This is a genomic window from Aeromonas sp. FDAARGOS 1404 (genome assembly GCF_019047085.1).
Classification (GTDB): Bacteria; Pseudomonadota; Gammaproteobacteria; order Enterobacterales; family Aeromonadaceae; genus Aeromonas; species Aeromonas veronii.
The window spans coordinates 24,357-46,818 of the sequence record NZ_CP077237.1 but is presented as its reverse complement, the minus strand read 5'-3'; the positions used below and the strand labels follow the sequence as shown (position 1 = coordinate 46,818).

Sequence of the window (22,462 nt, the reverse complement as noted above, 5' to 3'; positions counted from 1 at the left end):
TCATAATGCAGTTTATTTATTGTGCCGCTCATAAAGCCGCTGCACGACATCTTTCAATTCCAGCCCTTCGTTTTGCAGCAGCACGGTCAGGTGGTAGAGCAGATCGGCGGATTCGTTGATGAGCTCTTCCCGATCCTTGGCCATGGCGGCCAGCGCCACTTCAACACCTTCTTCACCGACCTTCTGGGCGATGCGCTTGGTCCCTTTGCCATAGAGGCTGGCGGTGTAGCTGGTGGCCGGATCGGCCCCTTTGCGAGAAGCCAGCACCTGCTCCAGCTCTGCCAGAAAACCGAGGGGCGGCAGTGGGTGGTCGTTAAAGCAGGAGGTAGTGCCCTTGTGGCAGGTGGGGCCGACGGGGTTGGCGGCAATCAGCAGGGAATCCTGATCGCAGTCGGTGCTGATGGCCACGAGTTGGAGCACATTGCCCGAGCTTTCACCCTTGGTCCAGAGCCGCTGTTTGCTGCGGCTAAAGAAGGTGACCTGACCGGTGGTCTGGGTCTTTTCCAGCGCCTCGCGGGTCATAAAGCCCTGCATCAGCACCTCGCCGCTGGCGGCGTGCTGGACGATGGCGGGGATCATGCCGTCGCATTTTTCCCAGTCGAGCTGCTCGGCAAGGGGGCGCGTGCTGGCGGTTGTTTGTGTGTTATCAGAGAAGTTATTCACGGATGGCGACTCCTTCGGTTTTCAGCCAACGTTTTAATTCGGGAATGGGGATAAGGCCCTTGTGGAACACAGAAGCGGCCAGCGCCCCGTCCACATCAGCGAGGGTGAAGGCATCGCGAAAGTGTGCCATGGCACCGGCGCCGCCGGAGGCAATCAGCGGCACCTTGCAGACGCTGCGCACCAGTTTGAGCTGGTCGAGATCATAACCCTGACGCATGCCGTCCTGATTCATCACGTTCAGCACGATTTCGCCCGCGCCGCGTTTTTGCACTTCTTGCACCCAGTCGAGGGTGTGCCAGGCGGTGGTGCGGGTGCGACTCTCGTCACCAGTAAACTGTTTGACCTGATAGTGGCCCGTGTCTGCGTCGAAGTAGGAGTCAATGCCCACCACCACGCACTGCACGCCAAAGCGCTCGGCCAGTCGACTGATGAGGGTCGGATCGGCAAGGGCAGGGGAGTTGATGGAGACCTTGTCGGCACCAAATGCGAGGATCTGGCGGGCATCTTCCACGCTTTTGATGCCACCGGCGACGCAGAAGGGGATATCGATCACCTCCGCCACCCGGCTCACCCAGCTCTTGTCCACCACCCGCGCATCGCTGGAGGCGGTGATGTCATAGAACACCAGCTCGTCAGCGCCCTCTTCGGCGTAGCGGCGCGCTAGGTCTACTATGCCGCCCATCACCTCGTGGTTGCGAAACTGCACCCCCTTGACCACCACGCCATCTTTCACGTCGAGGCAGGGGATAATGCGTCTTGCCAGCATCAGTTGCCTCCTGTGGTATCGGCAGCGGGCATTTGCCAGCAGGCGATGGCGTCACCTACCGAGAACTTGCCCTCCAGCAGGGCGCGGCCAAGGATGATCCCCTTGACGCCGGAGCCCTTGAGCGCCTCGATGTCTTCTATGCCACCAATGCCGCCGGAGGCTTGAAAGGCGACGCTCGGGTAGCGGGCGCAGAGATCACGATAGAGCTCGACGTTGGTGCCAGCCAGGGTGCCGTCACGGCTGATGTCGGTGCAGAGCACATGCTTGAGCCCGGCGGGGAGGAAGCGCTCGATCAGCGCCTCGATGGTCACCCCGCTGTTCTCCTGCCAGCCTGCCACTGCGATATGGCGATTGCCCTGCTCATCGATATTGACGTCCAGCGCCAGCACGATCTGCTCGGGGCCATATTTCTCCATCCAGCTGGCTACCAGACCCGGTGATTTGACGGCGGTGGAGCCAATCACCACACGGCTGGCGCCGGCAGCCAGCAGATCCGCCACATCCTGTTCGGTGCGCACGCCGCCACCGACCTGCACTGGTGCTTCGGTGGCCGACAGCAGTTGGGTCAGCAGGGGCAGCTGGCGCGCCTTGGCATCCTTGGCACCGTCCAGATCCACCAGATGGAGCTGCACCGCCCCCTGGGAGACATATTCATCGAAGCGGGCCTGCGGGCTGCTGCTGTATTCGGTCTTCTGCTCGTAGTCCCCCTGATAAAGGCGAACTACCTGACCGTTGATAAGGTCAATTGCGGGAATGATCATGCTAGTCATAGCTCCAGAAAATTTTGCAGCAAACGGGCACCGGCTGCGCCTGAGCGCTCCGGGTGGAATTGGGCGCCAAAGAAGTTGCTGTGCTCTGCAACCCCACCGACGATGGCGGTAAACGGCTGGCCGTAGTCGCAGGTCGCCAGCGTCGCTTCGGTTACCTCCAGCGCATAGGAGTGCACGAAGTAGAAGTAGCTGCCGCTCGGGATCCCCTTGAGCAGAGGATGGGTTTCGTCATGCTCAATCTGGTTCCAGCCCATGTGGGGCAGGCGCAGATTGCCCACTTCCATCAGCCGGATCTTGCCCGGCACTATGCCAAGGCAGTCGATAAGCCGCTCTGACGAGTCATCCGTACCCATGCTCTCTTCGGAAGCCTCTGCCAACATCTGCATGCCGAGGCAAAAGCCCAGCAGCGGCTGCTTGGCGGCACGAATGAGCGGCACAAGCCCGCGCTCGTTGAGGTTTTTCATGGCGGCCACCGCGGTGCCGACGCCGGGCAGGATCAGCTTGTCCGCCTGCTCGATATCGGCGGCCTGGCTGGAGACCAGCGGCTGCACGCCGAGGCGCTCGAATGCCATGCGCACCGAGGCCAGATTGGCACAGCCGGTGTCTATAATGACCAGCTTCTGCTTGCTCACATCCATCACAGCACTCCCTTGCTGGAGGGAAGCTCGCTCCCTTCCACCCGAATAGCCTGACGCAGGGCGCGGCCAAAGCCTTTGAACAGCGCCTCTACCTGATGGTGGGTGTTACCGCTGCCTACCTTCATTTGCAAAGTGATGGCCATGGCATCCGACAGCGAGCGGAAGAAGTGGGGCACCATCTCGGTGGCCATCTCGCCCACATTGTCGCGGCCAAAGCCGCTCGGGCAGTCGAACACGAAGTAGGGGCGACCGCTGAGATCCAGCGCCGTGCTCACCTCCTGTTCGGTCAGCGGGCGCGCATCGATCACCGCTTGCACCTCGTCCATCGCCAGCACGAAGCCGAAACGGCCGATGCCGCGTTTGTTGCCAAGGGCTTGGCGCAGTGCCTGACCTAAGGCCAGACCGACGTCTTCCACCGTGTGGTGATCGTCGATATGCAGATCGCCGCTGACGTTCAGCTTGAGCTGGAAACCGGCGTGGGTAGCGATCTGGTCCAGCATGTGATCAAAGAAGCCGATACCGGTGGCGATCTGGTTGCCGCCGCTCTTGTCTAAATCCAGCGTCACCTGAATACGGGTCTCCTTGGTGTAGCGCTCCACCGAGGCTACGCGCCCCTTGGACAGTAGCTGATCACGGATGGCGAGCCAGTCGTGATCCTGCGGGTGGTAGCGAATACCGCCAATGCCCATGTTCTCGGCCAGCTGCAGATCGGTCTGTCTGTCACCAATAACGAAGGAGTTGGCAAAGTCGATACGACCCGAGGCGAGGTACTCTTTCACCAACCCGAGGTGGGGCTTGCGGCAGCTGCAACCGTCGGTGGGGAAGTGGGGGCAGATCAGCACCTGTTCCCACTTCACCCCTTGCGATTCAAACAGGTGCATCATCAGGTCGTGGGGTGGCTGGAAGTTCTCCAGCGGCAGGCTGGCGGTGCCCAGCCCATCCTGGTTGGTGACCATCACCAGCACGAAGCCTGCGGCCTGCAACTCGCGCAGCACCGGAATGACCATGGGCTCGAAGCGCAGCTTGGCGAGGCTATCCACCTGCTTGTCGGTCACTGGCTCTTCAATCAGGGTGCCGTCGCGGTCGATAAACAAAAACGGGGTCTTCATCGCTACATCCTTGTCTTACAAAGTGGGAGAGGGCAGGTCACGCAGCACGGCCAGCACGGCATCCATCTCGCCCTGATAGCCGATGGTGACGCGAATGCTGTTGTCCAGACCCGGCTTGCTGGAGAAATCCCGCAGTATGATGCCGGCGGCCTTCATGGCAGCAAAGACGGTGGCGCCATCCACAAAGCGCACCAGCACGAAGTTGCCCTTGTCCTCGAATACTTCCTTCACGCAGGCAAGCTTTGTCAGCTCTGCCTTGAAGGCGGCTTTTTGCTTGTTGAGCTCCATCACTCGCTCGCGCATCAGCTCCAGTCCCATGGGGGAGACGGCCTGCGCCGCGATCTGGGCGATGGGCTCGGGGATGGGGTAGGGGGCGATCACCTTGGCCAGCATGGCGATCACTTCGGGGCTCGCCAGCGTAAAGCCGCAGCGGATCCCCGCCAGAGCAAAGGCTTTGGAGAGGGTGCGGGTCACCACCAGATTGGGGAAGCGGGCCAGCAGGTCCACCACGGATGCCTCGGGGCAGAACTCGATATAGGCCTCGTCCACCACCACGATGGCGCGATCCCGGGCTTTCTCCAGCAAAGCGATGAGACCGTCACGTCCCACCAGATCCCCGGTGGGGTTGTTGGGGGAGCAGAGAAACACCAGCTTCACGTCACTGAGGCGATCGGCGATGGCGGGCCAGTCAGGTTGGCGGCTGGCGGTCAGCGGCTGCTCAACAATCCCCACGCCACAGGTCTCGGCGCTGATGGCGTACATGCCGTAGGTGGGCGGGCAGATGAGGATCTGATCTTCACCCGATTCGCAGAAGGTGCGGATCAAGAGCTCGATGGCCTCGTCGGCGCCGCGGCTCACCAGCACCTGATCGGGATTAACCCCGGCATAGGCGGCATAGCCGTTCACCACCTCGGCCGGTTGGCACTCGGGGTAGCGGTTGAGGCGGCTTCCCTCGATGGTGAAGGGATAGGCCTGTGGCGCCTCGTTGGCGTTGAGCCAGACGTGGCCCTTGCCGCCGATGCGGCGGGCGGATTGATAAGGGGTGAGGGCCCGCACCACGCGGCGCGCCAGATTGGCAATGCTCATGACAAATCCTTTTGCTGTGCTGTTGGTTGGGGCGCGGCGGCCAGGGCATTCAACCTGAGGGTGACGGCATTTTTGTGGCCATCGAGCCCCTCGGCCTGGGCGATGCGCTCGACAATGGGGCCAAGGCCGCGAATACCTTCGGCGCTCAGCTCTTGCACTGTGTAGCGGCGCTGATAATCGGCAAGGCCCAGGCTGGAGCAGGTGCGGGCATAGCCGTAGGTAGGCAGGGTGTGGTTGGTGCCGCTGGCGTAATCGCCGACCGACTCGGGGGTCCATGCTCCCAGAAAGATGGAACCGGCGTTCTCGAGTTTCTCTAGCAGCTCACGCGGGGCGCGGGTCTGAACGATCAGGTGCTCCGGCGCGTAGGCGTTGGAGATGGCACACGCCTCGGCCAGATCGTCGCAGAGGATCACCAGACTGCTGCCGAGCGCCTGGGCGGCGATATCGCGGCGGCTCAACTTGGCCAGCTGGCTCTTGATCTCCCCAGCGATGGCATCGGCCAGCAGGGGCGAGGTGGTCACCAGCACCACCTGACTGTCGGGGCCGTGCTCGGCCTGGGAGAGCAGATCCGCCGCCACGAAGGCGGGGGTAGCGCTCTCGTCGGCAATCACCAGCACCTCGGAGGGGCCGGCGGGCATGTCGATGGCGGCGCCGCGCCAATCCGTCGAGACCTGCCCCTTGGCTTCGGTCACATAGGCGTTGCCCGGGCCGAAGATCTTGTCCACCTTGGGGATGCTCTCGGTGCCGTACGCCATGGCGGCGATGGCCTGGGCACCGCCGATGGCGAACACCTTCTCGACCCCGCAGGCTCGGGCAGCAAACAGGATCTCGTCGCTGGCGGGGGATGGGGTACAGAGCACCACTTCACGGCAACCAGCGATGGCGGCTGGAATAGCCAACATCATCACGGTGGAGGGGAGCGGCGCGCTGCCCCCCGGCACATAGAGGCCGACCCGACTGATGGGCTGGGTGCGCAGCTCGCACACCACCCCGGGTTGGGTCTCTACCCGTACCACCGGCTGCATTTGGGCGGCGTGGAAGGAGCGAATGTTGGCAATGGCCGCTTCGATGGCATTTTTGATGTCGTCATCCAGCCGCGCGCAGGCAGCTTCAATCTCATCTTCGCTGACGCGCAACTGCTCACGGGGGGCGCGCTCGAAGCGCAGGCTCAGCTCGCGCAGGGCCTCATCGCCACGGCTACGCACCGCGGCGATGATATCCCGCACCACGGCGCCGATATCGGCCTCGTCATTGAGGGCCGGGCGAGTCAGCACGTCGGCCTGCTGGGCGGGGGATAGGGTCTTCCAGATCAGGGTCTGCATGATGTCCCTTCCTTATTCCATCATTTTTTCGATGGGCAGCACCAGAATGGAGCTGGCACCCAGAGCCTTGAGCTGCTCCATGGTCTCCCAGAACAGGGTCTCGCTGGAGACGACGTGCAGCGCCACCTGATTGGTGTCACCGGCCAGCTGCATGATGGTGGGGCGCTCGGCACCCGGCAGCAGATCGGTGATGGCATCGAGCTTGTCTTTGGGGGCGTGCAGCATGATGTACTTGCTCTCGCGGGCCTGCTGCATCCCCTGAATGCGGGGCAGCAGTTTGTCGATGAGCTTCTGCTTGGCATCGGACAAGGGGTTGGGGGCCTGTACCAGCACCGCCTTGGAGCGGTAGATCACTTCTACCTCTTTGAGGCCATTGGCTTCCAGGGTCGCGCCGGTGGAGACCAGATCGCAGATGGCATCAGCCAAGCCTGCTCGGGGTGCCACTTCCACCGACCCGCCCAGCATCACGCTCTTGAAGCCGAGCCCCTTTTCGTCAAAGAAGCGCTTGAGCAGCCCGGGGTAGGAGGTGGCGATGCGCTTGCCGGCCAGGCTCGCTGGCCCTGTGTAGTTCACATCTTCCGGCACCGCCAGCGAAAGGCGGCAGCCACCAAAGTCCAGCTGCTTGAGGGTTTTGACCTCGAAGGGGAGGCCCTGTGAGGCGCGAATAAGCTGCACTTCTTCCAGCACGTTTTCGCCGATGATGCCAAGATCGACCACCCCTTCCATCACCAGACCCGGGATGTCGTCATCACGCACCCGCAGGATATCGATGGGCATGTTCTCGACATGGGCGATAAGTCGCTGCTCGCGCAGGTTGATTTTCAGGCCACAGCTCTTGAACAGGGCTTGGGAGTCTTGGCTCAGACGACCGGACTTTTGCATGGCGATACGCAGACGTTGTGTTTCCATTGCTCGATTTCCTTCTAGTCAAAAACGACAAAACCCTCGGAAGTGTGTGCTTCCGAGGGTTTATGAATCTTGCGGTCCTTTTGGAAGTCACCAGTTAAGTGTCTTCCAGCAGTCAACCTCCTGAAAGACTAGTCGGGATGATGATGGTGGTGATGAGTCTTCAGGGTGGCGAACTTCATGTAATCAATCCTTTACAAAATAAGATGTCGTAATTGACGCCTGATTTAAACTACCTGCCTTGACAGAAAATGCAACCCGAAATTGTGATTTGATCGATTAAAGTGGCGAAAACGGTTTTCTGGTCGATAACTAGACAATAACCCCTGCAGGAGTCGCCATCATGCCCAGCCAGGACCTGTTGTTCCCCATTTTGCCCCGGGCGCCTGCCGCGCCCGGCAGCGAAGAGATCAAGCGGGAAGTGAACCAGATCAGCAAAAAGCACCAGCTGCGCAAGACCAGCACTGACAACAGTGACTCCCAGCAGCGCCAGCAGGCATATAACACGCCAGCCAAGCGTGATCAGCCCAAGGCGGAGGAGGGTGATCACAAGCCGGATCCCGAGCATCAGATCGATCTGTTCGTCTAGGCAGATTATCTGTCCCGCTTTTGCCGCGCTTTTGGCATAATGGCCGCTTTTGCTGCGGGACGCCCTTTTGACCATCCAGACCCTGTTCAAGCCAGATGGCCCTCTGGCCAGCCATATCGACGGCTTCAAAGCCCGCGCTCCCCAACTGGAGATGGCCGAGGCGGTCGCGCGCGCCATCAAAAGTGGTGGCCGTCTGCTGGTGGAGGCGGGGACAGGTACCGGCAAGACCTACGCCTATCTGGTGCCAGCGTTGGAGTCCGGCAAGCGGGTGGTGATCAGTACTGGCTCCAAGAACCTGCAGGAGCAGCTCTTCTATCGGGATCTCCCGACCATCACAGGGGCGCTCTCCTACACCCCGCCGGTGGCCCTGCTCAAGGGGCGCAGCAACTATCTCTGCATCGAGCGTATGAACCGGCTCTTGAGCGAATCCCATCTGCAAAAGCCTGAAATCCTGAACGATCTGGTGAAGGTCAAATCCTGGTCCACTGCTACCGATAACGGCGATGTGGGGGATATTCCGGGATTGCAGGAGAACGCCGAGATCCTCGCCCACGTCACCAGCACCAACGATAACTGTCTCGGTCGCGACTGCCCCTATTACGACGACTGCCATCTGGTGGTGGCCCGACGCCGTGCCATGGATGCCCAGGTGGTGGTGATCAACCACCACCTCTTCTTCGCCGATATGGCGGTGAAAGACACCGGATTTGGCGAGTTGGTGCCGGAGGCGCAAGTCTATGTGTTTGACGAGGCACACCAGCTGCCGGAGATCGCCACCAACTACTTCGGCAAGTCGGTGGGCAGCCGAACGATTCAGGATCTGGCGCAGGATATCCAGCTGGCCTATCGGGCTGAGGCCCACGACATGGCCCAGCTCGGCAAGGCGGCGGACAGGCTTGCCATCGCCAGTCAGGATTTACGGCTCGCCTTCGGAGTGGATGGCGGTCGCGGCAATACCCGCGACATGTTGCGCCAGCCGCTTTGGGGGCAGGCCCTGGCTCGTCTCAACGATGCCATCGGGCTTTGCTACGAAGTGCTGAAACTTGCTCTCGGGCGGGGCGAGCAGCTGGATCATGCCTTCGAGCGCATCAGTGAACTGCGCACCCGCCTGGGTGAAGTGCTGGCGGTCAACCAGACCGGTTTCTCATACTGGTACGACTGCTCACGGCTTCATTTCACCCTCAATCTGACCCCGCTCTCGGTGGCCGAGCGATTCAGTGCCGAGGTGCAAAGACCGGAAGTTGCCTGGGTCTTCACCTCCGCCACCCTGACGGTGGATATGCGTTTTGACCACTTCAAGGCCGAGCTGGGGCTGGCGGGCAGCGCCGAGCTTATTCTCGACAGTCCGTTCGACTATGGCGAGCAGGCGCGGCTCTGTGTGCCCCGTTATCTGCCGGAGCCCAATGCCTTTGGCCGTGGCGAGCAGCTGGCCAATCTGATGATCCCGCTTATCAACAAGACACCAGGGGGCTGTTTCTTCCTCTGCACCAGCCATCAGGTGATGCGTCAGGTGGCCGAGGTGCTGCGCCGGGAGATTGGCCGCACCGTGCTGCTGCAGGGGGAGGACAACAAACAGCGGCTGCTCAAGGAGTTTGTCGAGAATGGCCGCGCCGTGTTGGTGGCGACCAGCAGCTTCTGGGAGGGGATCGACGTGAGAGGGGCGGCGTTGTCGTGTGTTATCATCGACAAACTGCCGTTTGCCAGCCCTGATGATCCGCTGCTCAAGGCGCGGGTGGATGATTGCAAGCTTAAGGGGGGTGATCCCTTCGCTGAGCTGCAGTTGCCCAAGGCGGTGATCGCCCTCAAACAGGGGGTGGGGCGGCTTATTCGTGATCGCAGTGATCACGGGGTGCTGGTGATCTGTGATCCACGGATGGTCAACAAACCTTACGGCGCCACCTTTATCAAGAGTCTGCCCGCCATTCCTCGCACCCGGGAGTTGGGGACGCTGGGGAGCTTTTTCGATCGCGGTGAATAAGTTTGCCGCCAGCTAACAGATTTGAACAACGGGTGAGCATATCTCGCTTGCCGGTTATGTAATTGACTGATTTTATAGAGATTGGAAAGCATGAACGAGTTGAAGATCCTGGCCGTAGATACCGCCACCGAAGCCTGCTCCGCCGCCTTGCTGGTGGGTGACAAGCTGTTCTCCCGCTGGGAGGAGGCGCCACGGGATCACACCCGAAAAATCCTGCCCATGGTTCAGGCTGTGTTAGAGGATGCCGGGATAAGTTTGAGTGACCTCGATGCCATCGCGTTCGGCCGTGGTCCGGGCTCCTTTACCGGCGTGCGGATCGGCATCAGTGTGGCGCAAGGTCTGGCGTTTGGTGCGGGTGTGCCGCTGATTGGCATCTCGACCCTGGCCGCCATGGCGCAAGGCGCCTATCGACTGGATGGCGCCGAGCAGGTGCTGACCGCCATCGATGCGCGGATGAACGAGGTCTATTTCGGCCGCTATGAGCTGATTGATGGCCGCATGCAGCTGGTGGGGGACGAGGTGGTGAGCGAGCCCGCGGCACTGGTTGACGTCCGTGGCAAGCTGGCGGGCCCAGTGACCTGCGTCGGCACCGGTTTTGAAACCTATGGCGAGACCCTGAGTGGTCTGGCCGATGAGCTGGCGGTGAGCCAGGTGCGTTTCCCGGCGGCAGAAGACATGTTGCCGCTGGCCCGCGCCGCCTGGCTGGCGGGGGAGGCGGTACCGGTTGAACAAGCAACGCCGGTCTATTTGCGTGACAAGGTGACCTGGAAAAAACTGCCGGGTCGCGAATAAGGGCAGGAGCACTGACAGCATGTCGCTCTTGCCGCTCATCAGCTGCAATAAAAGCGGGTGGCCCGACGGGCCACGCTGGCAACAGGAGAGTGACATGATGCGTAATAGCAGAAGCGACATGATGAAACGCACTATGGTGGTCGGGGCGCTGGCTCTGCTGCTCGGGGCCTGCAGCTCGGTCCCCAAGGAGCTGGCCTATGAGCCAGAAAACCAGCTGGTGGCCTATCAAGCTGCCCTTGGCGGAATGGAGGGCAAACCGGCCCGCTGGAGCGGCGTTATCTCGGCGGTGCACAACAAGGCGGATCAGAGCGTTATTGAAGTGGTTTATCTGCCGCTCAAGTCCAACGGTGTGCCGGAGCAGACCGAGCAGAGCCCGGGCCGTTTTCTGGCCATCATGAAGGGATTTGTCGACCCGACCCTCTACGCCAAGGGGCGTAGCCTGACAGTGCTTGGCACCATAGGCAAACCGGTTGATAGCCAGATTGGCGAGCACAAGTACCGCTTCTCTGTGCTCAATGTGACGGGCAGCAAGCTGTGGCCGCCAGTCAAGGAGGTGGAGGTGCGCTATATGGACCCCTACTTCTATGACCCCTTCTATGATCCCTTCTGGCCGAGACGGCCGCTGCGTCGTTAAGGCTGGCCATGATCAACCCCATGATGAGTACTCTGTACGAACGTCTGCTGACCCTGGCAGATGGGCGGCGGGTAGCCCTGCTGGATAACCAGTCTGCGGAGCATGATCAGCAGGGCAAACCTCTGCTGATCGCCCTGCATGGCTGGCTCGACAATAGCGCCAGCTTCTTGCCGCTGGCGCCGCATCTGGGGGATTTTCACCTCATCTGTGTCGATCTGCCGGGACATGGTCACTCCGATCACAAAACCACCCCTTATGTCTTTGTCGACTGGCTGGACGATCTCTACCAGATCGTGCAGGCGGCCGGCTGGTCGCGCTTCACTCTGCTCGGTCACTCCCTCGGGGCGTTGATCGCCTCCGCCTATGCCGGGGTGTTCCCCGAACAGGTGGAGCGGTTGATCATGCTGGAGGGGCTGGGGCCGCTGAGCCAACCCGATGAGGAGGTACCTGCCCAGCTGCGACGTGCGATTTTAAACCGCAGTCGCACCCGGGAGCGCAGTGCCAACGGCTTTGCCTCCATCGATGAGGCTGTCGCCGCCCGTTGCAAAGTGGCGGATATCACGCCGCAGGCGGCGCGTCTTATCTGTGAGCGGCAGCTTGAAGAGCGGGCAGGGCGCTGGCACTGGCGCAGCGATCCCCGTTTGCGGGATCTGTCGCCCCTGAGAATGAGCGAAGGGCAAGCCCGGGCATTGATGGCGGCTATCCGTTGTCCTGTGCTGTTGATTCAGGGGGAGCAGGGCTTTGCTGCGCTTGAAGCCCAATGGCAGGCCCGTCAGGATGCCTTCCAGCAGATCGAACGGGTCATATTGGGTGGAAACCACCATTTTCATATGGAAAATTCGGTTGATACGGCCGTTTGTATCGTAAAGTTTTGTCAAGTTCGGTAGAATCGCCAGCTTTCAATAATTCCAGGTTTGTTTTCTCCCTCACATTTTTCTGTTGTTAATTTGCTGTTAATTGATGTTGCGCTGTGTAAATATGTGCGGCATTAGAGCATCAGCTTAAAACAACCGATTAAAATGGATGTGAACCGGGACGGAGGCAACACAGTGAGCGCACAGGTGCTAGTTATGCAGGAGAAGTTTGTGGAAAAAGTCTGGCTGAAACGTTATCCGGAAGGGGTCCCCGCCGAGATCAATCCAGACCAATACAGCTCCCTGGTCGAGATGTTCGAATCCTCGGTAACCCAGTTTGCCGATCAGCCCGCCTTCGTCAACATGGGCCAAACCATCACCTACCGCCGGCTGGAAGAGCAGTCCCGCGCCTTTGCTGCCTACCTGCAAAACGAGCTGAAGCTGGAGAAAGGGGATCGGGTTGCGGTGATGATGCCTAACCTGCTGCAATACCCCATCGCCGTGTTCGGCATCCTGCGCGCTGGCATGATCGTGGTCAACGTCAACCCGCTCTATACCCCGCGTGAGCTGGAGCATCAGCTCAAAGATTCCGGTGCCAAAGCCATCGTCATCGTCTCCAACTTTGCCCATACCCTGGAAAAGGTGGTCTACGACACCCCGATCAAGCACGTTATCCTGACCCGGATGGGGGATAACCTGGGGCTGGCCAAGGGCACCCTGGTCAACTTCGTGGTCAAGTACGTCAAGAAGCTGGTGCCGAAATACAATCTGCCCCACGCTACCACCATGCGTCAGGCCCTCTCCAAGGGGCGTTTCCTGCAGTACATCAAGCCGGAGATCACCAACGACGATCTCGCCTTCCTGCAGTACACCGGTGGCACCACCGGCCTCTCCAAAGGGGCCATGCTGACCCATCGCAACATGATTGCCAACGTCGAACAGTGCCTCGGCGTCTACGGCCCCATGCTGGAACGCGGCAAGGAGTTCGTGGTCACCGCGCTGCCGCTCTACCACGTCTTTGCCCTGACCGTGAACTGCCTGCTCTTTATGCGTATCGGCGGTTACAACCTGCTGATCAGCAACCCGCGCGACATCCCGGGGTTTGTCAAAGAGATCAAGAAGTATCCCTTCACCTGCATTACCGGGGTTAACACCCTGTTCAATGCGCTGGTCAATAACGAAGAGTTTCAGGGGATCTCCTTTGACAAGCTCAAGCTGACCATCGGCGGCGGCATGGCGGTGCAGCGCGCGGTCGCAGAGAAGTGGAAGACGCTGACCGATACCCCGCTGCTGGAAGGCTATGGCCTGACTGAGTGTTCGCCACTGGTGAGCGTCTGCCCCTACGATCTGACTGATTACAACGGTTCCATCGGTCTGCCGGTCTGCTCTACCGAGATCCGGCTGGTGGATGACAACGGTCAGGTGATCCACGCTCTCGGCACCCCGGGTGAAATGCAGGTTCGTGGCCCGCAGGTGATGGTGGGCTACTGGCAGCGTCCCGAGGCGACCGCCGAAGTGATGCAGGATGGTTGGCTCTGTACCGGTGATATCGCGGTGTGCGACGAGCAGGGCTTCTTCAAGATCGTTGACCGCAAGAAGGACATGATCCTGGTCTCCGGTTTCAACGTCTATCCGAACGAGATCGAAGATGTCGTTGCCCTGCACCCGAAAGTGCTGGAAGTGGCCGCTGTAGGTGTGCCACACAAGGTTTCCGGCGAGCTGGTGAAGATCTTTGTGGTCAAGAAAGATGCAAAATTGCAGGAGGACGAGATTATTGCCCACTGCCGCAAACATCTGACTGCCTATAAGGTGCCGAAACTGGTAGAATTTCGTGACGAACTTCCCAAGACCAATGTGGGCAAGATCCTGCGCCGCGTGTTGCGCGACGAGGAGATTGCCAAGCAATAACCGGACTGCGGCTGCAGAAGCCTCTGCAAACCAGCACCGTCGTTATGCAGAACCGTGGGTCATCCCACGGTTTTTTCTTTTTGGCCCTGATCAACCGCGCAGGCACAGATGCACTATCAACTTATCACTCAGCAAGCCGAACTTGAGCAGTATCTCGCTTCTCTGGCCGACGTTCCCCTGGCTATCGATACTGAATTCGTTCGCACCCGTACCTACTATCCCCAGCTTGGCCTGTTCCAGATCTATGACGGCGAGCATCTGGCGCTGCTGGATCCGCTGACCCTGGATCTCTCCGCCCTCTGGCAGCGACTGGGCAGGGAAGGGCAGATCGCCATCCTGCACGCCTCTGGCGAAGATCTGGAGCTTATCCAGCATCAGGCGGGCCACCTGCCCAACCAGATGCACGACACCCAGCTGGCTACCGCCTTTCTCGGTTACGGCGTCTCGGTCGGTTTTGGTGCGCTGGTGAATGAATTCCTCGGGGTCGAGCTGGAAAAAGATCAGGCGCGCACCGACTGGCTGGCCCGCCCGCTTACGCCGCGTCAGCTCGAATACGCGGCAGCGGATGTCTTCTACCTGATGCCGCTCTACGAGAAAGTGATGGCCAAATTGCGGGAAAGCGGCAAGTTTGCCTGGTTCGAGCAGGAGTGCCAAAACCACTCCGCCCGCAAGACCCAGGGTAGCGATCCCCGTCAGGCATATCTTGACATCGTCAACGCCTGGCAACTGGGGCGCCGCGAGCTCGCCATCCTGCGTGAGCTGGCCGCCTGGCGCCAGCAAGAGGCGGTGCGCCGCGATCTGGCCCTCAACTTCGTGGTCAAAGAGCTGCACCTGTTCAAGGTGGCAGAGCGTCGTCCTGCCTCCCTGCGGGATCTCAACGAGCTCGGCCTATCGCCCATCGAGATCAAGATCCACGGCAAGCGGATGCTCGATATCGTCGCCAAGGCGCAGCAGAGCGATCCTGACAGCTGGCCCGAGCCCATTCGCCGGCTGGTGGACTTTCCCCAGTACAAGGCCGAGCTCAAGCGCATCAAGGCCATGGTGGAAGAGAAGGCCAAGGCGAGCAATATTCCGCCCGAGCTGATTGCCAGCAAGAAGATCATTCACCAGTACTTCACCTGGAGCTGGCGGATGAACGACGAAGAGCGGGCCCGCAGCGACAAGCCGATGCTTCTGCAAGGGTGGCGTCATGAGCTGGTCGGTCACCTGCTGGCACAATAAGCCACCTGACGGTTGCACCTATAAATCAATCCTCACCCTCGGGTGGGGATTTTTTTATTTTCAGGGGATATTTAAGATTTAAAATGTCAGAATATCTTGCGGTCGCTTATCAAATAATTGTGGCTCAAGAACAAGAGTTCGAAATAAACGAGCTTATTTTTCGTGACTGTGTTGGCAATAAAAGTTATATATCATTAATTGTCTTGTTAAACTTGATAGTGAAAATTCTTACAAGATAAATAGAGGTAAGTCCGCTACCAATAAGACAGCAAATATGTAGATAGGGTGATGCTTCAATAATGCCATTTCGTATGGCAGATGGGCATACTATAAAAATAGTCAACAAGAAGCACATGGGTATATTGATTGTATGCTGTCTATTTATTGCATTTCTATCATCTGGCCATATGAAAAAACCATATCTATATGCCATAACTAAAAAAATGGTGATCAACAATAGGTAGTATATAACTTGAGGCAGTACATAGGTTAGTAAGCTGCTGTAAATGGCCTGAATGGGGACAAACTCGGCTCTATATATTATCTCAAATACGATATTAACGAGTAGTATTATTATCCCATGAATGATTGTTGGGCGTTTGTAATCTCTGATTCTATATCTGGCTCGTGACTTCTTCAGGAAAAAAATAAATAACAATATGGCAATAGCTAAAGCAAGATACATTTTTGTTCCCAAGTTTTGATGGTCAGAGACAAATCATGGTGAATTATAAAGACTCGCTTGTACCTATAGCAATGAGGACTTCAGAAAAAAGGAAAAGGCAGCGGAAACCGCTGCCTTTTTTGATCACCAGATAGGCTGGGTCAGGTAGGGGTTGCTCGCCTTCTCGCGGCCGAAGGTGGAGCTGGGGCCGTGGCCCGGGATAAAGACGATCTCGTCACCCAGCGGCAGCAGGGTCTCGGTGATCGACTTTATCAGCGTCCCGTGATCGCCACGGGGGAAGTCGGTGCGGCCGATGCTGCCGGCAAAGAGCACGTCGCCAACCCAGGCGAGCTGCTCGGCTTGGGAGAGCAGCACGATATGGCCCGGGGTGTGGCCGGGGCAGAAGTAGACATCCAGCTCGCACTGGCCAAGCTGCACCTTGTCACCCTGCTCAAGCCAGCGATCCGGCGTGAAGGCGGGGGTATGGGCGAAGCCGAACATCTGGCTCTGCTGGGGCAGCATGTCGAGCCAGAAGGCGTCCTCCTTGTGGGGGCCGGTGATGGCGACGCCGGTTTTTTCCCGCAGTTCGGCGGCGGCACCCACATGATCCAGATGACCGTGGGTCAGCAGGATGTGAGTCAGGGTCAGGCCACGCTTGGCGATGGCGGCCAGCAGTTTGTCCGCTTCGCCGCCCGGATCGATCAGGGCCGCCTGATGGGTCTCGTCACACCAGATGAGGGAGCAGTTTTGGGCGAACTGGGTGACCGGGATCACCTCGAATTTCAACATAGAGTTCCTCTCTTGGGATGGGTCAGCCGCGCAGCGCGCTGGCATGCTGCTCGGCGAAATAGTCGAGGCAGGCCTGCTTGTCACCGCGAAACACGATGCGCTCCTGCTTGTTGCCAAGCTGATAGAGATACATGGGGTCGTAGTAGCGGGTCAGCAACAACGTGATCCACGCCAGGTGCAGCGCGGTATCACCGCTCTTTTCCTGCTCGGTGAGGGCTGTTTGCATCAGGGCATCCAGCTCTCGGTGGGCCTGATCGCCAAGACGGCGCTTGAGGCGGGCCAGCGCATCGGTGAGGTAGGCAGCAAACAGTGGCCATCCCTCTTCTTGGCCATACATGGCTTGATAGCGCAGCCAGAGATCGTGCACGTAATCCTCACGGATCTGCTCGGCCCGATCGATTTGCGGTACATCCACCACCACCAGCGGTGCCTGACTCATGACCTCATGGAGAGAGAGGGGCAGGCAACAGCGGCCGATCAGGCGGCTCTCGTCCTCGACCACGAAGGTCTGCTCGCCGCGATGGCGGCGTTTGAGCAGCTCGATGGCGAGGTTGTTTTCAAAGTTGATGTTGCTGGGCTGGCCGCCGGGCAGCTGACCGAAGGAGGAGCCCCTGTGATGGGCATGCCCCTCCAGATCCACCGCCTGGGTCACCTGATCGAGCATGTGGGTCTTGCCGGAGCCGGTCATGCCGGTCAGCACGCTCCAGTGACACTCGGCAGAAGCCTTGTCCTGGGTGTCGATCAGGAAACGGCGCAGCTCCTTGTAGCCACCGGCGACGCGGGGGCGAGTCACTCCCGCTTCAGCCAGCCACTGTTGCACGGTTTGCGAGCGCAGGCCGCCGCGAAAGCAGTAGAGCACGGCATCGGGCTGCTGGCGCAACTGCGCCAGCCAGCCTTCGAGTCGCTCGGCACGTACTGCTCCCCCCACCAGCTTGTGTCCAAGCTCAATGGCGGCGGCCTGACCCTGCTTCTTGAAGCAGGTCCCCACCTGGGCGCGCTCATCGTCTGTCATCAAGGGCAGATTGGTCGAGCAGGGGAAGGCTCCCTCCTTGAACTCGATGGGGGCGCGCACATCAATCAACGGCACATCGTCCAAAAAGAGTTGGGCGTAGTCCGTGGCCAGTGGCAATTCACTCATTGGACAATCTCGATAAAGCGGGAGCCCTCAAGGGGCTTGATCTGGCCGACGGGCGAGAGCGCAAGGCCAGCTTCGCGCGCGATGGCGAGCAGCTCGGCTTCGCTCTCTTTACCCACGGCGACCAGCAGGCCGCCGCTGGTTTGCGGATCGCACATGATGTTGCGGGTGCGATCGTCCATGGCATCCAGCTTGTGTCCGTAGGAGTCGTGGTTGCGCAGGGTACCGCCCGGTACGCAGCCCTCGGCGAGGTAGTAATCCACCTCGTCCAGCAGCGGCAGCGCCTTGAAGTCGAGGCGGGCGCTGACATTGGATCCTTCGCACATCTCCAGCAGATGGCCAGCCAGACCAAAACCGGTCACGTCGGTCATGGCGTGCACACCCGGCAGTTCGGCAAAGCGCTGGCCAATCTTGTTGAGGGTGCACATGGCGTTGGGGGCCAGTTGCTCATGCTCGGGCTTGAGCTTGCCCTTCTTCTGAGCGGTGGTGAGGATACCGATACCAAGAGGCTTGGTCAGATAGAGGGTGTCACCTACCTTGGCGGTATCGTTCTGCTTGATGGCATCCAGGGGCACGATACCGGTAACCGCGAGGCCGAAGATGGGCTCGGGGGCATCGATACTGTGACCACCGGCCAGCGAAATGCCCGCTTCGTGGCACACCTGACGGCCGCCATCGATCACCTGCTGGGCCACTTCGGCGGGCAGGGTATTGATGGGCCAGCCGAGGATGGCGATGGCGACGATGGGCTTGCCGCCCATGGCATAGATATCGCTGATGGCGTTGGTGGCGGCGATGCGGCCAAAGGTGAAGGGGTCATCGACGATGGGCATGAAGAAGTCGGTGGTGGAGACAATGCCCTGACCGTTGCCGATATCGACCACGGCCGCGTCATCCTTGCTGCTGTTGCCAACGATCAGGGTCGGGTCGTTGAAGCCCGGGATCTGGCTCTTGAGGATGGTGTCGAGTACCTTGGGAGAGATTTTGCAGCCGCAGCCAGCGCCGTGGCTGTATTGGGTCAGACGAATGGAAGACATACTTACCCCTTTTATTTGCAAACAGAGCAGAGGCTCTGTGGAGCCGTCTTGGTCAATGGGCGGCCTTGTAGTGAGGAAGACAAGAAGCCGCAAATATGGGTGGCCTCGGTGCCAACAGGGGCAGCGATGACTGGCAGTTATGAAAGACCGCCAGGCCGGACGGGGAAGAAAAGGGCGACAAGGTGCGCCAGCGCAGCCCCGCCAAGGGCCACAGGACGGGGCATTATGCCACATTTGCCCCTTGGGGTTCGAACAGGAATTCACATAAACAGCAGGGAATTGCCCGCACTTGCCTGTCATCGGTCTGGATCCGGCGCTGGCTGATTGATTGCAGTACAGATGCAGCAAAAAGAACGCCAAAGAGACCAACAGCATGCAATCGCCGATCTACAAAAGGAGAGCTTAGTGACCACCACATTTTTGGTTAACCACCCCATCACCACGGCGCAGTTTGCGGCGTTGTTGGCGAAGACCTCGCTGGGGGCGAGACGGCCGTTGGACCATCCGGCCACCCTGCAGGGCATGCTGGATCACGCCAATTTGCTGATCACCGCCTGGCAGGGCGAGACCCTGGTCGGGGTGGCCCGCTCGGTGACCGATTTTCATTTTTGCTGCTACCTCTCGGATTTGGCGGTGGCCGAGTCGGTGCAGGGGCAGGGGATTGGCAAAGCCCTTATTCGCGAGACGTTTTTGCAATTGCAGCCCGGCTGCAAGCTGATCCTGCTGGCCGCACCGCAGGCGGTGGCGTACTACCCCAAGCTCGGATTTAGCCAGCACCCGAGCGCCTGGGTGATGAGCAGTCTGGATGAACTGGTACTGGATGAGTTGGCATAAAACCGTCAACTCATCCAGATAGGGCGAGATTAGCTTATCCGGCTTGCTCCAGCGCCGGTTGCCGTGACTTGCCCCAGCGGCGCAGGCGCCGTTGCAGTGGTCGCTCCAGCAGGTTGTAGCTCAAGGCAGAGAGCCCGATCAGCACCGCCAGCATCAGCAAGGTTGCCACTACCCCCAGCAGCGGATTGGTCTGGCCATACCACCACTCAGTGAGCACCGGCGCCAGATAGTGGATGAGCTCGCACCCGGTGAGCAGCACCAGCGCATGGAGCAGATAGATTGAGTAGGAGAGATCCCCCAGCCAGTTGGTGAAGCGGTTATCCAGGAGGCGCAGCAGCGGGCTCTGGCGCTCCCCCTGTGCGGCGGCAATCCAGATCAGCAGTATGTAGGAGCCGATCAGCAACAGAGTCAGCTGTGGCGTCATGGTGAACTGCATCAGTGCGAAGGGCAGCACAAAGGCGATCAAGAGCGGCAGATCCCGCTTCATCATGGGCAAGCCTTGCGCGGCCTTGACCCTCGGCAGCAGCCAGAGGCCGAGCACAAATTCACTCACCCCGCGTCCCACCGCCAGCGCCCCGCTGGTGACATCCAGGGTGCCGCGACTGTGTACGATAAAGGCCAGCACCGTCAGCGTCAGCAGGGGGGCGAGATGGCTCCAGCGACTGCGGGTCACCGCCAGCGGGATCAGCAGCGGGAACAATAGGTAGCTAATCCACTCTACGCTGAGCGACCAGGCGGCGAAGTTCCAGGTCAGCCCGTGATCGGTTACCACCTGCAGCAGCAGTAAGGCGCTCGGCAGCGCTTCGGCTGGCGTGAAGGGCGAACCGAAAGGCGGCATCCCTTCCCACTCCCACATCTTGAACAAGGGGCCGGCATAGAAGCCTACTCCGTGCTGCGCCTTGTAAAGTTCCCAGCCGACCAGCAACAGCAGGGTTACAAGGTAGAGGGGGTAGACGCGGGTCAGCCGCAGCCAGAGAAAGCGGCCATAGCCCACGGTGCGGGGCGTGCGGGTGAAGGCCTCGCCATAGACATGGGCCAGCACCACGCCGCTCAAAATAAAGAACAGATCGACCCAGAGGTAGCCGTTCTCGATGAGTTGGGTGTGGCCTGCGATCGGCTCCATCCACTGGGGAAAGAGCAATAATCGGGCATGGAACAGCACCACCATCAGGGCAGCGATGCCCCGCAGCGGTGTTAACAGCGGCAATGATTGATTCATATCGGGATCCCTTGTGATGTTCAGCTTGGCCTGACATCTATTTTGTTGTTGTGCCGTCCATCAATCCTGATGGGACGGTTGCCCCGGCTTGGCTGCCGCAGGCGGGATCACACTACGGAAAAGAGAGTCATACGGATGTGATTTAAATCATGAATGTGCAGTTATTGTGCAAAGTAATTTAAACAGAGAAGAAGTGGGGCGCTGGCAGCAAAAGAGGAGGAGAAGGAACGCGAATAAAGCAGAGAGGGTGGTCATCGGGGCGAGCGTCAGGCTCAGGTTTATACGGCGCGATGCAAAACAATCAGGCCCGCAAGGGGCCTGATTGATCACAAGGGAAGATGACGACCGATCAGCGGGCGCGTACCACCAGTCCCTTGAGGTAGAAGCCTTCCGGATAGGCGGTACCGATGGGGTGATCGGAGGCCTGGGAGAGCAGCTCCAGGATCTGGGCATCGCGACCGGCATCGAGCGCTGCATCGGCGACGATCTTCTGGAACAGGCTCTGCTCCATCAGGCCGGAGCAGGAGTAGGTCAAGAGCACGCCACCCGGCGCCAGCAGCTGGAATGCCAGCATGTTGATGTCCTTGTAGCCTCGGCAGGCACCCAACAGCTGGGCCTTGCTCTCGGCAAACTTGGGCGGATCCAGCACGATGACATCGAACTTCTCGCCCTTCTCACGATATTCCCGCAGCAGCTTGAAGACGTCGTGACGGACAAACTGGGTGTTGCTGGTATCCAGCCCGTTCAGCTCGGCATTCTGGCGGGCGATATCCAGCGCATTCTGGGAGAGATCGACGTTGACCACTTCCTTGGCGCCGCCCTTGAGGGCATAAACGCCAAACCCACCGGTGTAGCAGAAGCAGTTGAGCACCCGCTTGCCTTCGGTATACTTGGCAGCAGCCTGACGGTTATCCCGCTGATCCAGATAGAAGCCGGTTTTATGGCCGTTACGAATATCCACCAGGATCTTGACGCCACCGTTCTCCTCGATGACCACCGGCTCGTTCGGGGTTTCGCCATAGATGACGCCGGTGCGCTCTTTCAGCCCTTCCTTCTTGCGTACCGCCACGTCGGAGCGCTCATAGATGCTGCACTCGGGGTAGAGGGTACGCAGTGCTTGGGTGATCAGCTCACGCTGGAACTCGGCACCGGCAGAGAGGATCTGGCACACCAGAAAATCGGCATAACGGTCGATGGTCAGACCCGGCAGGCCGTCGGATTCGGCGGCGCACAGGCGATAACCGGTGAGGCCCTGACGCTTGATCAGCGGATCGCGAGACTCCTGCGCATATTTGAGGCGACGGATAAAGAAGTCGAGATCGACGGTTTCATCCTTGTCGAAGGTCCAGACCCGGGCACGGATCTGGGAGCTGCCTGACCAGGCGCCACGGGCGAGCCACTTGCCATCGTTGGCATAGATCTCGACGGTATCGCCGTCAATGGGGTTGCCCTGAACCCGCTCAATCCCCTTGGAGAAGATCCAGGGGTGGCGACGCAGCAGGGATTTTTCGCGGCCTTTGACGAGATAGATGGAAGCGCTCATGGATG

General features: G+C 59.7%; 21 protein-coding genes and 1 other annotated feature. Of the genes, 8 read left to right on the top strand and 13 right to left on the bottom strand.

Features of this window, described 5'->3' with window-relative positions; all coding sequences use genetic code 11:
* Nucleotides 1–12: 12 nt before the first annotated feature.
* Genes hisIE through hisG form a run of 8 tightly spaced genes read right to left on the bottom strand, consistent with a single transcriptional unit; the run spans nucleotide 13 to nucleotide 7,263 of the window.
* Complete coding sequence (hisIE, locus tag I6L34_RS00225) at nucleotides 13–663, bottom strand: bifunctional phosphoribosyl-AMP cyclohydrolase/phosphoribosyl-ATP diphosphatase HisIE (RefSeq protein ID WP_216955339.1); 651 nt, start codon at nucleotides 661–663, stop codon at nucleotides 13–15.
* The gene (gene hisF / locus I6L34_RS00220; RefSeq protein ID WP_216955338.1) at nucleotides 656–1,429 is read right to left on the bottom strand and encodes an imidazole glycerol phosphate synthase subunit HisF; all 774 of its coding nucleotides are present in this window, start codon (nucleotides 1,427–1,429) and stop codon (nucleotides 656–658) included. The genes hisIE and hisF overlap by 8 nt, the downstream gene beginning before the upstream one ends.
* The gene (gene hisA, locus I6L34_RS00215) at nucleotides 1,429–2,190 is read right to left on the bottom strand and encodes a 1-(5-phosphoribosyl)-5-[(5-phosphoribosylamino)methylideneamino]imidazole-4-carboxamide isomerase (protein WP_216955337.1); all 762 of its coding nucleotides are present in this window, start codon (nucleotides 2,188–2,190) and stop codon (nucleotides 1,429–1,431) included. The genes hisF and hisA overlap by 1 nt, the downstream gene beginning before the upstream one ends.
* Nucleotides 2,191–2,195: 5 nt before the next feature.
* A complete protein-coding gene (gene hisH / locus I6L34_RS00210; protein WP_058059763.1) occupies nucleotides 2,196–2,837 on the bottom strand; it encodes an imidazole glycerol phosphate synthase subunit HisH in 642 nt (213 codons plus the stop codon).
* Nucleotides 2,837–3,946: a bifunctional histidinol-phosphatase/imidazoleglycerol-phosphate dehydratase HisB gene (hisB, locus tag I6L34_RS00205; protein WP_058059762.1), complete on the bottom strand. Its 1,110-nt coding sequence runs from the start codon at nucleotides 3,944–3,946 to the stop codon at nucleotides 2,837–2,839. The genes hisH and hisB overlap by 1 nt, the downstream gene beginning before the upstream one ends.
* Before the next feature lie 15 nt (nucleotides 3,947–3,961).
* Complete coding sequence (hisC, locus tag I6L34_RS00200) at nucleotides 3,962–5,032, bottom strand: histidinol-phosphate transaminase (RefSeq protein WP_216955336.1); 1,071 nt, start codon at nucleotides 5,030–5,032, stop codon at nucleotides 3,962–3,964.
* Complete coding sequence (hisD, locus tag I6L34_RS00195) at nucleotides 5,029–6,354, bottom strand: histidinol dehydrogenase (RefSeq protein ID WP_058059760.1); 1,326 nt, start codon at nucleotides 6,352–6,354, stop codon at nucleotides 5,029–5,031. Before hisD ends, hisC begins: the two co-directional genes overlap by 4 nt.
* Nucleotides 6,355–6,366: 12 nt before the next feature.
* The gene (hisG, locus tag I6L34_RS00190; protein WP_005345626.1) at nucleotides 6,367–7,263 is read right to left on the bottom strand and encodes an ATP phosphoribosyltransferase; all 897 of its coding nucleotides are present in this window, start codon (nucleotides 7,261–7,263) and stop codon (nucleotides 6,367–6,369) included.
* Between the two features lie 28 nt (nucleotides 7,264–7,291).
* Nucleotides 7,292–7,416 (bottom strand) — a sequence feature (His leader region).
* 187 nt (nucleotides 7,417–7,603) lie between these two features.
* Here hisG and I6L34_RS00185 point away from each other — a divergent pair.
* The 7 genes from I6L34_RS00185 (at nucleotide 7,604) to rnd (ending at nucleotide 15,236) form a co-directional block, all read left to right on the top strand.
* Entirely contained in the window at nucleotides 7,604–7,849 is a 246-nt protein-coding gene (locus I6L34_RS00185) for a hypothetical protein (RefSeq protein WP_047440092.1), read from the top strand.
* Between the two features lie 67 nt (nucleotides 7,850–7,916).
* On the top strand, nucleotides 7,917–9,827 hold the full coding sequence (locus tag I6L34_RS00180) for an ATP-dependent DNA helicase (protein ID WP_058056828.1): 1,911 nt from the start codon (nucleotides 7,917–7,919) through the stop codon (nucleotides 9,825–9,827).
* Between the two features lie 90 nt (nucleotides 9,828–9,917).
* Entirely contained in the window at nucleotides 9,918–10,619 is a 702-nt protein-coding gene (gene tsaB, locus I6L34_RS00175) for a tRNA (adenosine(37)-N6)-threonylcarbamoyltransferase complex dimerization subunit type 1 TsaB (protein WP_005345613.1), read from the top strand.
* Nucleotides 10,620–10,737: 118 nt separating this feature from the next.
* On the top strand, nucleotides 10,738–11,253 hold the full coding sequence (locus I6L34_RS00170) for a Slp family lipoprotein (RefSeq protein ID WP_058056827.1): 516 nt from the start codon (nucleotides 10,738–10,740) through the stop codon (nucleotides 11,251–11,253).
* Nucleotides 11,254–11,273: 20 nt separating this feature from the next.
* Nucleotides 11,274–12,140 carry an alpha/beta fold hydrolase gene (locus tag I6L34_RS00165; protein ID WP_075115354.1) on the top strand — a complete coding sequence of 289 codons (867 nt, stop codon included), beginning with the start codon at nucleotides 11,274–11,276 and terminating at the stop codon, nucleotides 12,138–12,140.
* A gap of 198 nt (nucleotides 12,141–12,338) precedes the next feature.
* Nucleotides 12,339–14,015, top strand: coding sequence for a long-chain-fatty-acid--CoA ligase FadD (gene fadD, locus I6L34_RS00160; protein ID WP_100647250.1), 1,677 nt, complete (start codon nucleotides 12,339–12,341; stop codon nucleotides 14,013–14,015).
* A 108-nt stretch (nucleotides 14,016–14,123) separates the two neighbouring features.
* On the top strand, nucleotides 14,124–15,236 hold the full coding sequence (gene rnd / locus I6L34_RS00155) for a ribonuclease D (protein ID WP_005360672.1): 1,113 nt from the start codon (nucleotides 14,124–14,126) through the stop codon (nucleotides 15,234–15,236).
* Nucleotides 15,237–16,044: 808 nt separating this feature from the next.
* Here rnd and I6L34_RS00150 read toward each other — a convergent pair.
* From I6L34_RS00150 to selD, 3 genes are read right to left on the bottom strand one after another with little or no spacing between them, the layout of a single operon-like run.
* Entirely contained in the window at nucleotides 16,045–16,689 is a 645-nt protein-coding gene (locus I6L34_RS00150) for an MBL fold metallo-hydrolase (protein WP_042030935.1), read from the bottom strand.
* 22 nt (nucleotides 16,690–16,711) lie between these two features.
* Nucleotides 16,712–17,827 carry a tRNA 2-selenouridine(34) synthase MnmH gene (gene mnmH, locus I6L34_RS00145; protein ID WP_075115314.1) on the bottom strand — a complete coding sequence of 372 codons (1,116 nt, stop codon included), beginning with the start codon at nucleotides 17,825–17,827 and terminating at the stop codon, nucleotides 16,712–16,714.
* Nucleotides 17,824–18,861, bottom strand: coding sequence for a selenide, water dikinase SelD (gene selD / locus I6L34_RS00140; protein WP_139747271.1), 1,038 nt, complete (start codon nucleotides 18,859–18,861; stop codon nucleotides 17,824–17,826). Before selD ends, mnmH begins: the two co-directional genes overlap by 4 nt.
* Nucleotides 18,862–19,266: 405 nt before the next feature.
* On the opposite strand from selD, the gene I6L34_RS00135 reads away from it, so the two are divergent.
* A complete protein-coding gene (locus I6L34_RS00135; RefSeq protein ID WP_075115312.1) occupies nucleotides 19,267–19,695 on the top strand; it encodes a GNAT family N-acetyltransferase in 429 nt (142 codons plus the stop codon).
* A gap of 34 nt (nucleotides 19,696–19,729) precedes the next feature.
* Here I6L34_RS00135 and I6L34_RS00130 read toward each other — a convergent pair whose 3' ends face one another.
* Both I6L34_RS00130 and I6L34_RS00125 read right to left on the bottom strand, forming a co-directional pair.
* Complete coding sequence (locus I6L34_RS00130) at nucleotides 19,730–20,914, bottom strand: acyltransferase (RefSeq protein WP_075115311.1); 1,185 nt, start codon at nucleotides 20,912–20,914, stop codon at nucleotides 19,730–19,732.
* Between the two features lie 349 nt (nucleotides 20,915–21,263).
* Nucleotides 21,264–22,457, bottom strand: coding sequence for a class I SAM-dependent methyltransferase (locus tag I6L34_RS00125; RefSeq protein ID WP_005336736.1), 1,194 nt, complete (start codon nucleotides 22,455–22,457; stop codon nucleotides 21,264–21,266).
* Nucleotides 22,458–22,462 lie beyond the last annotated feature (5 nt).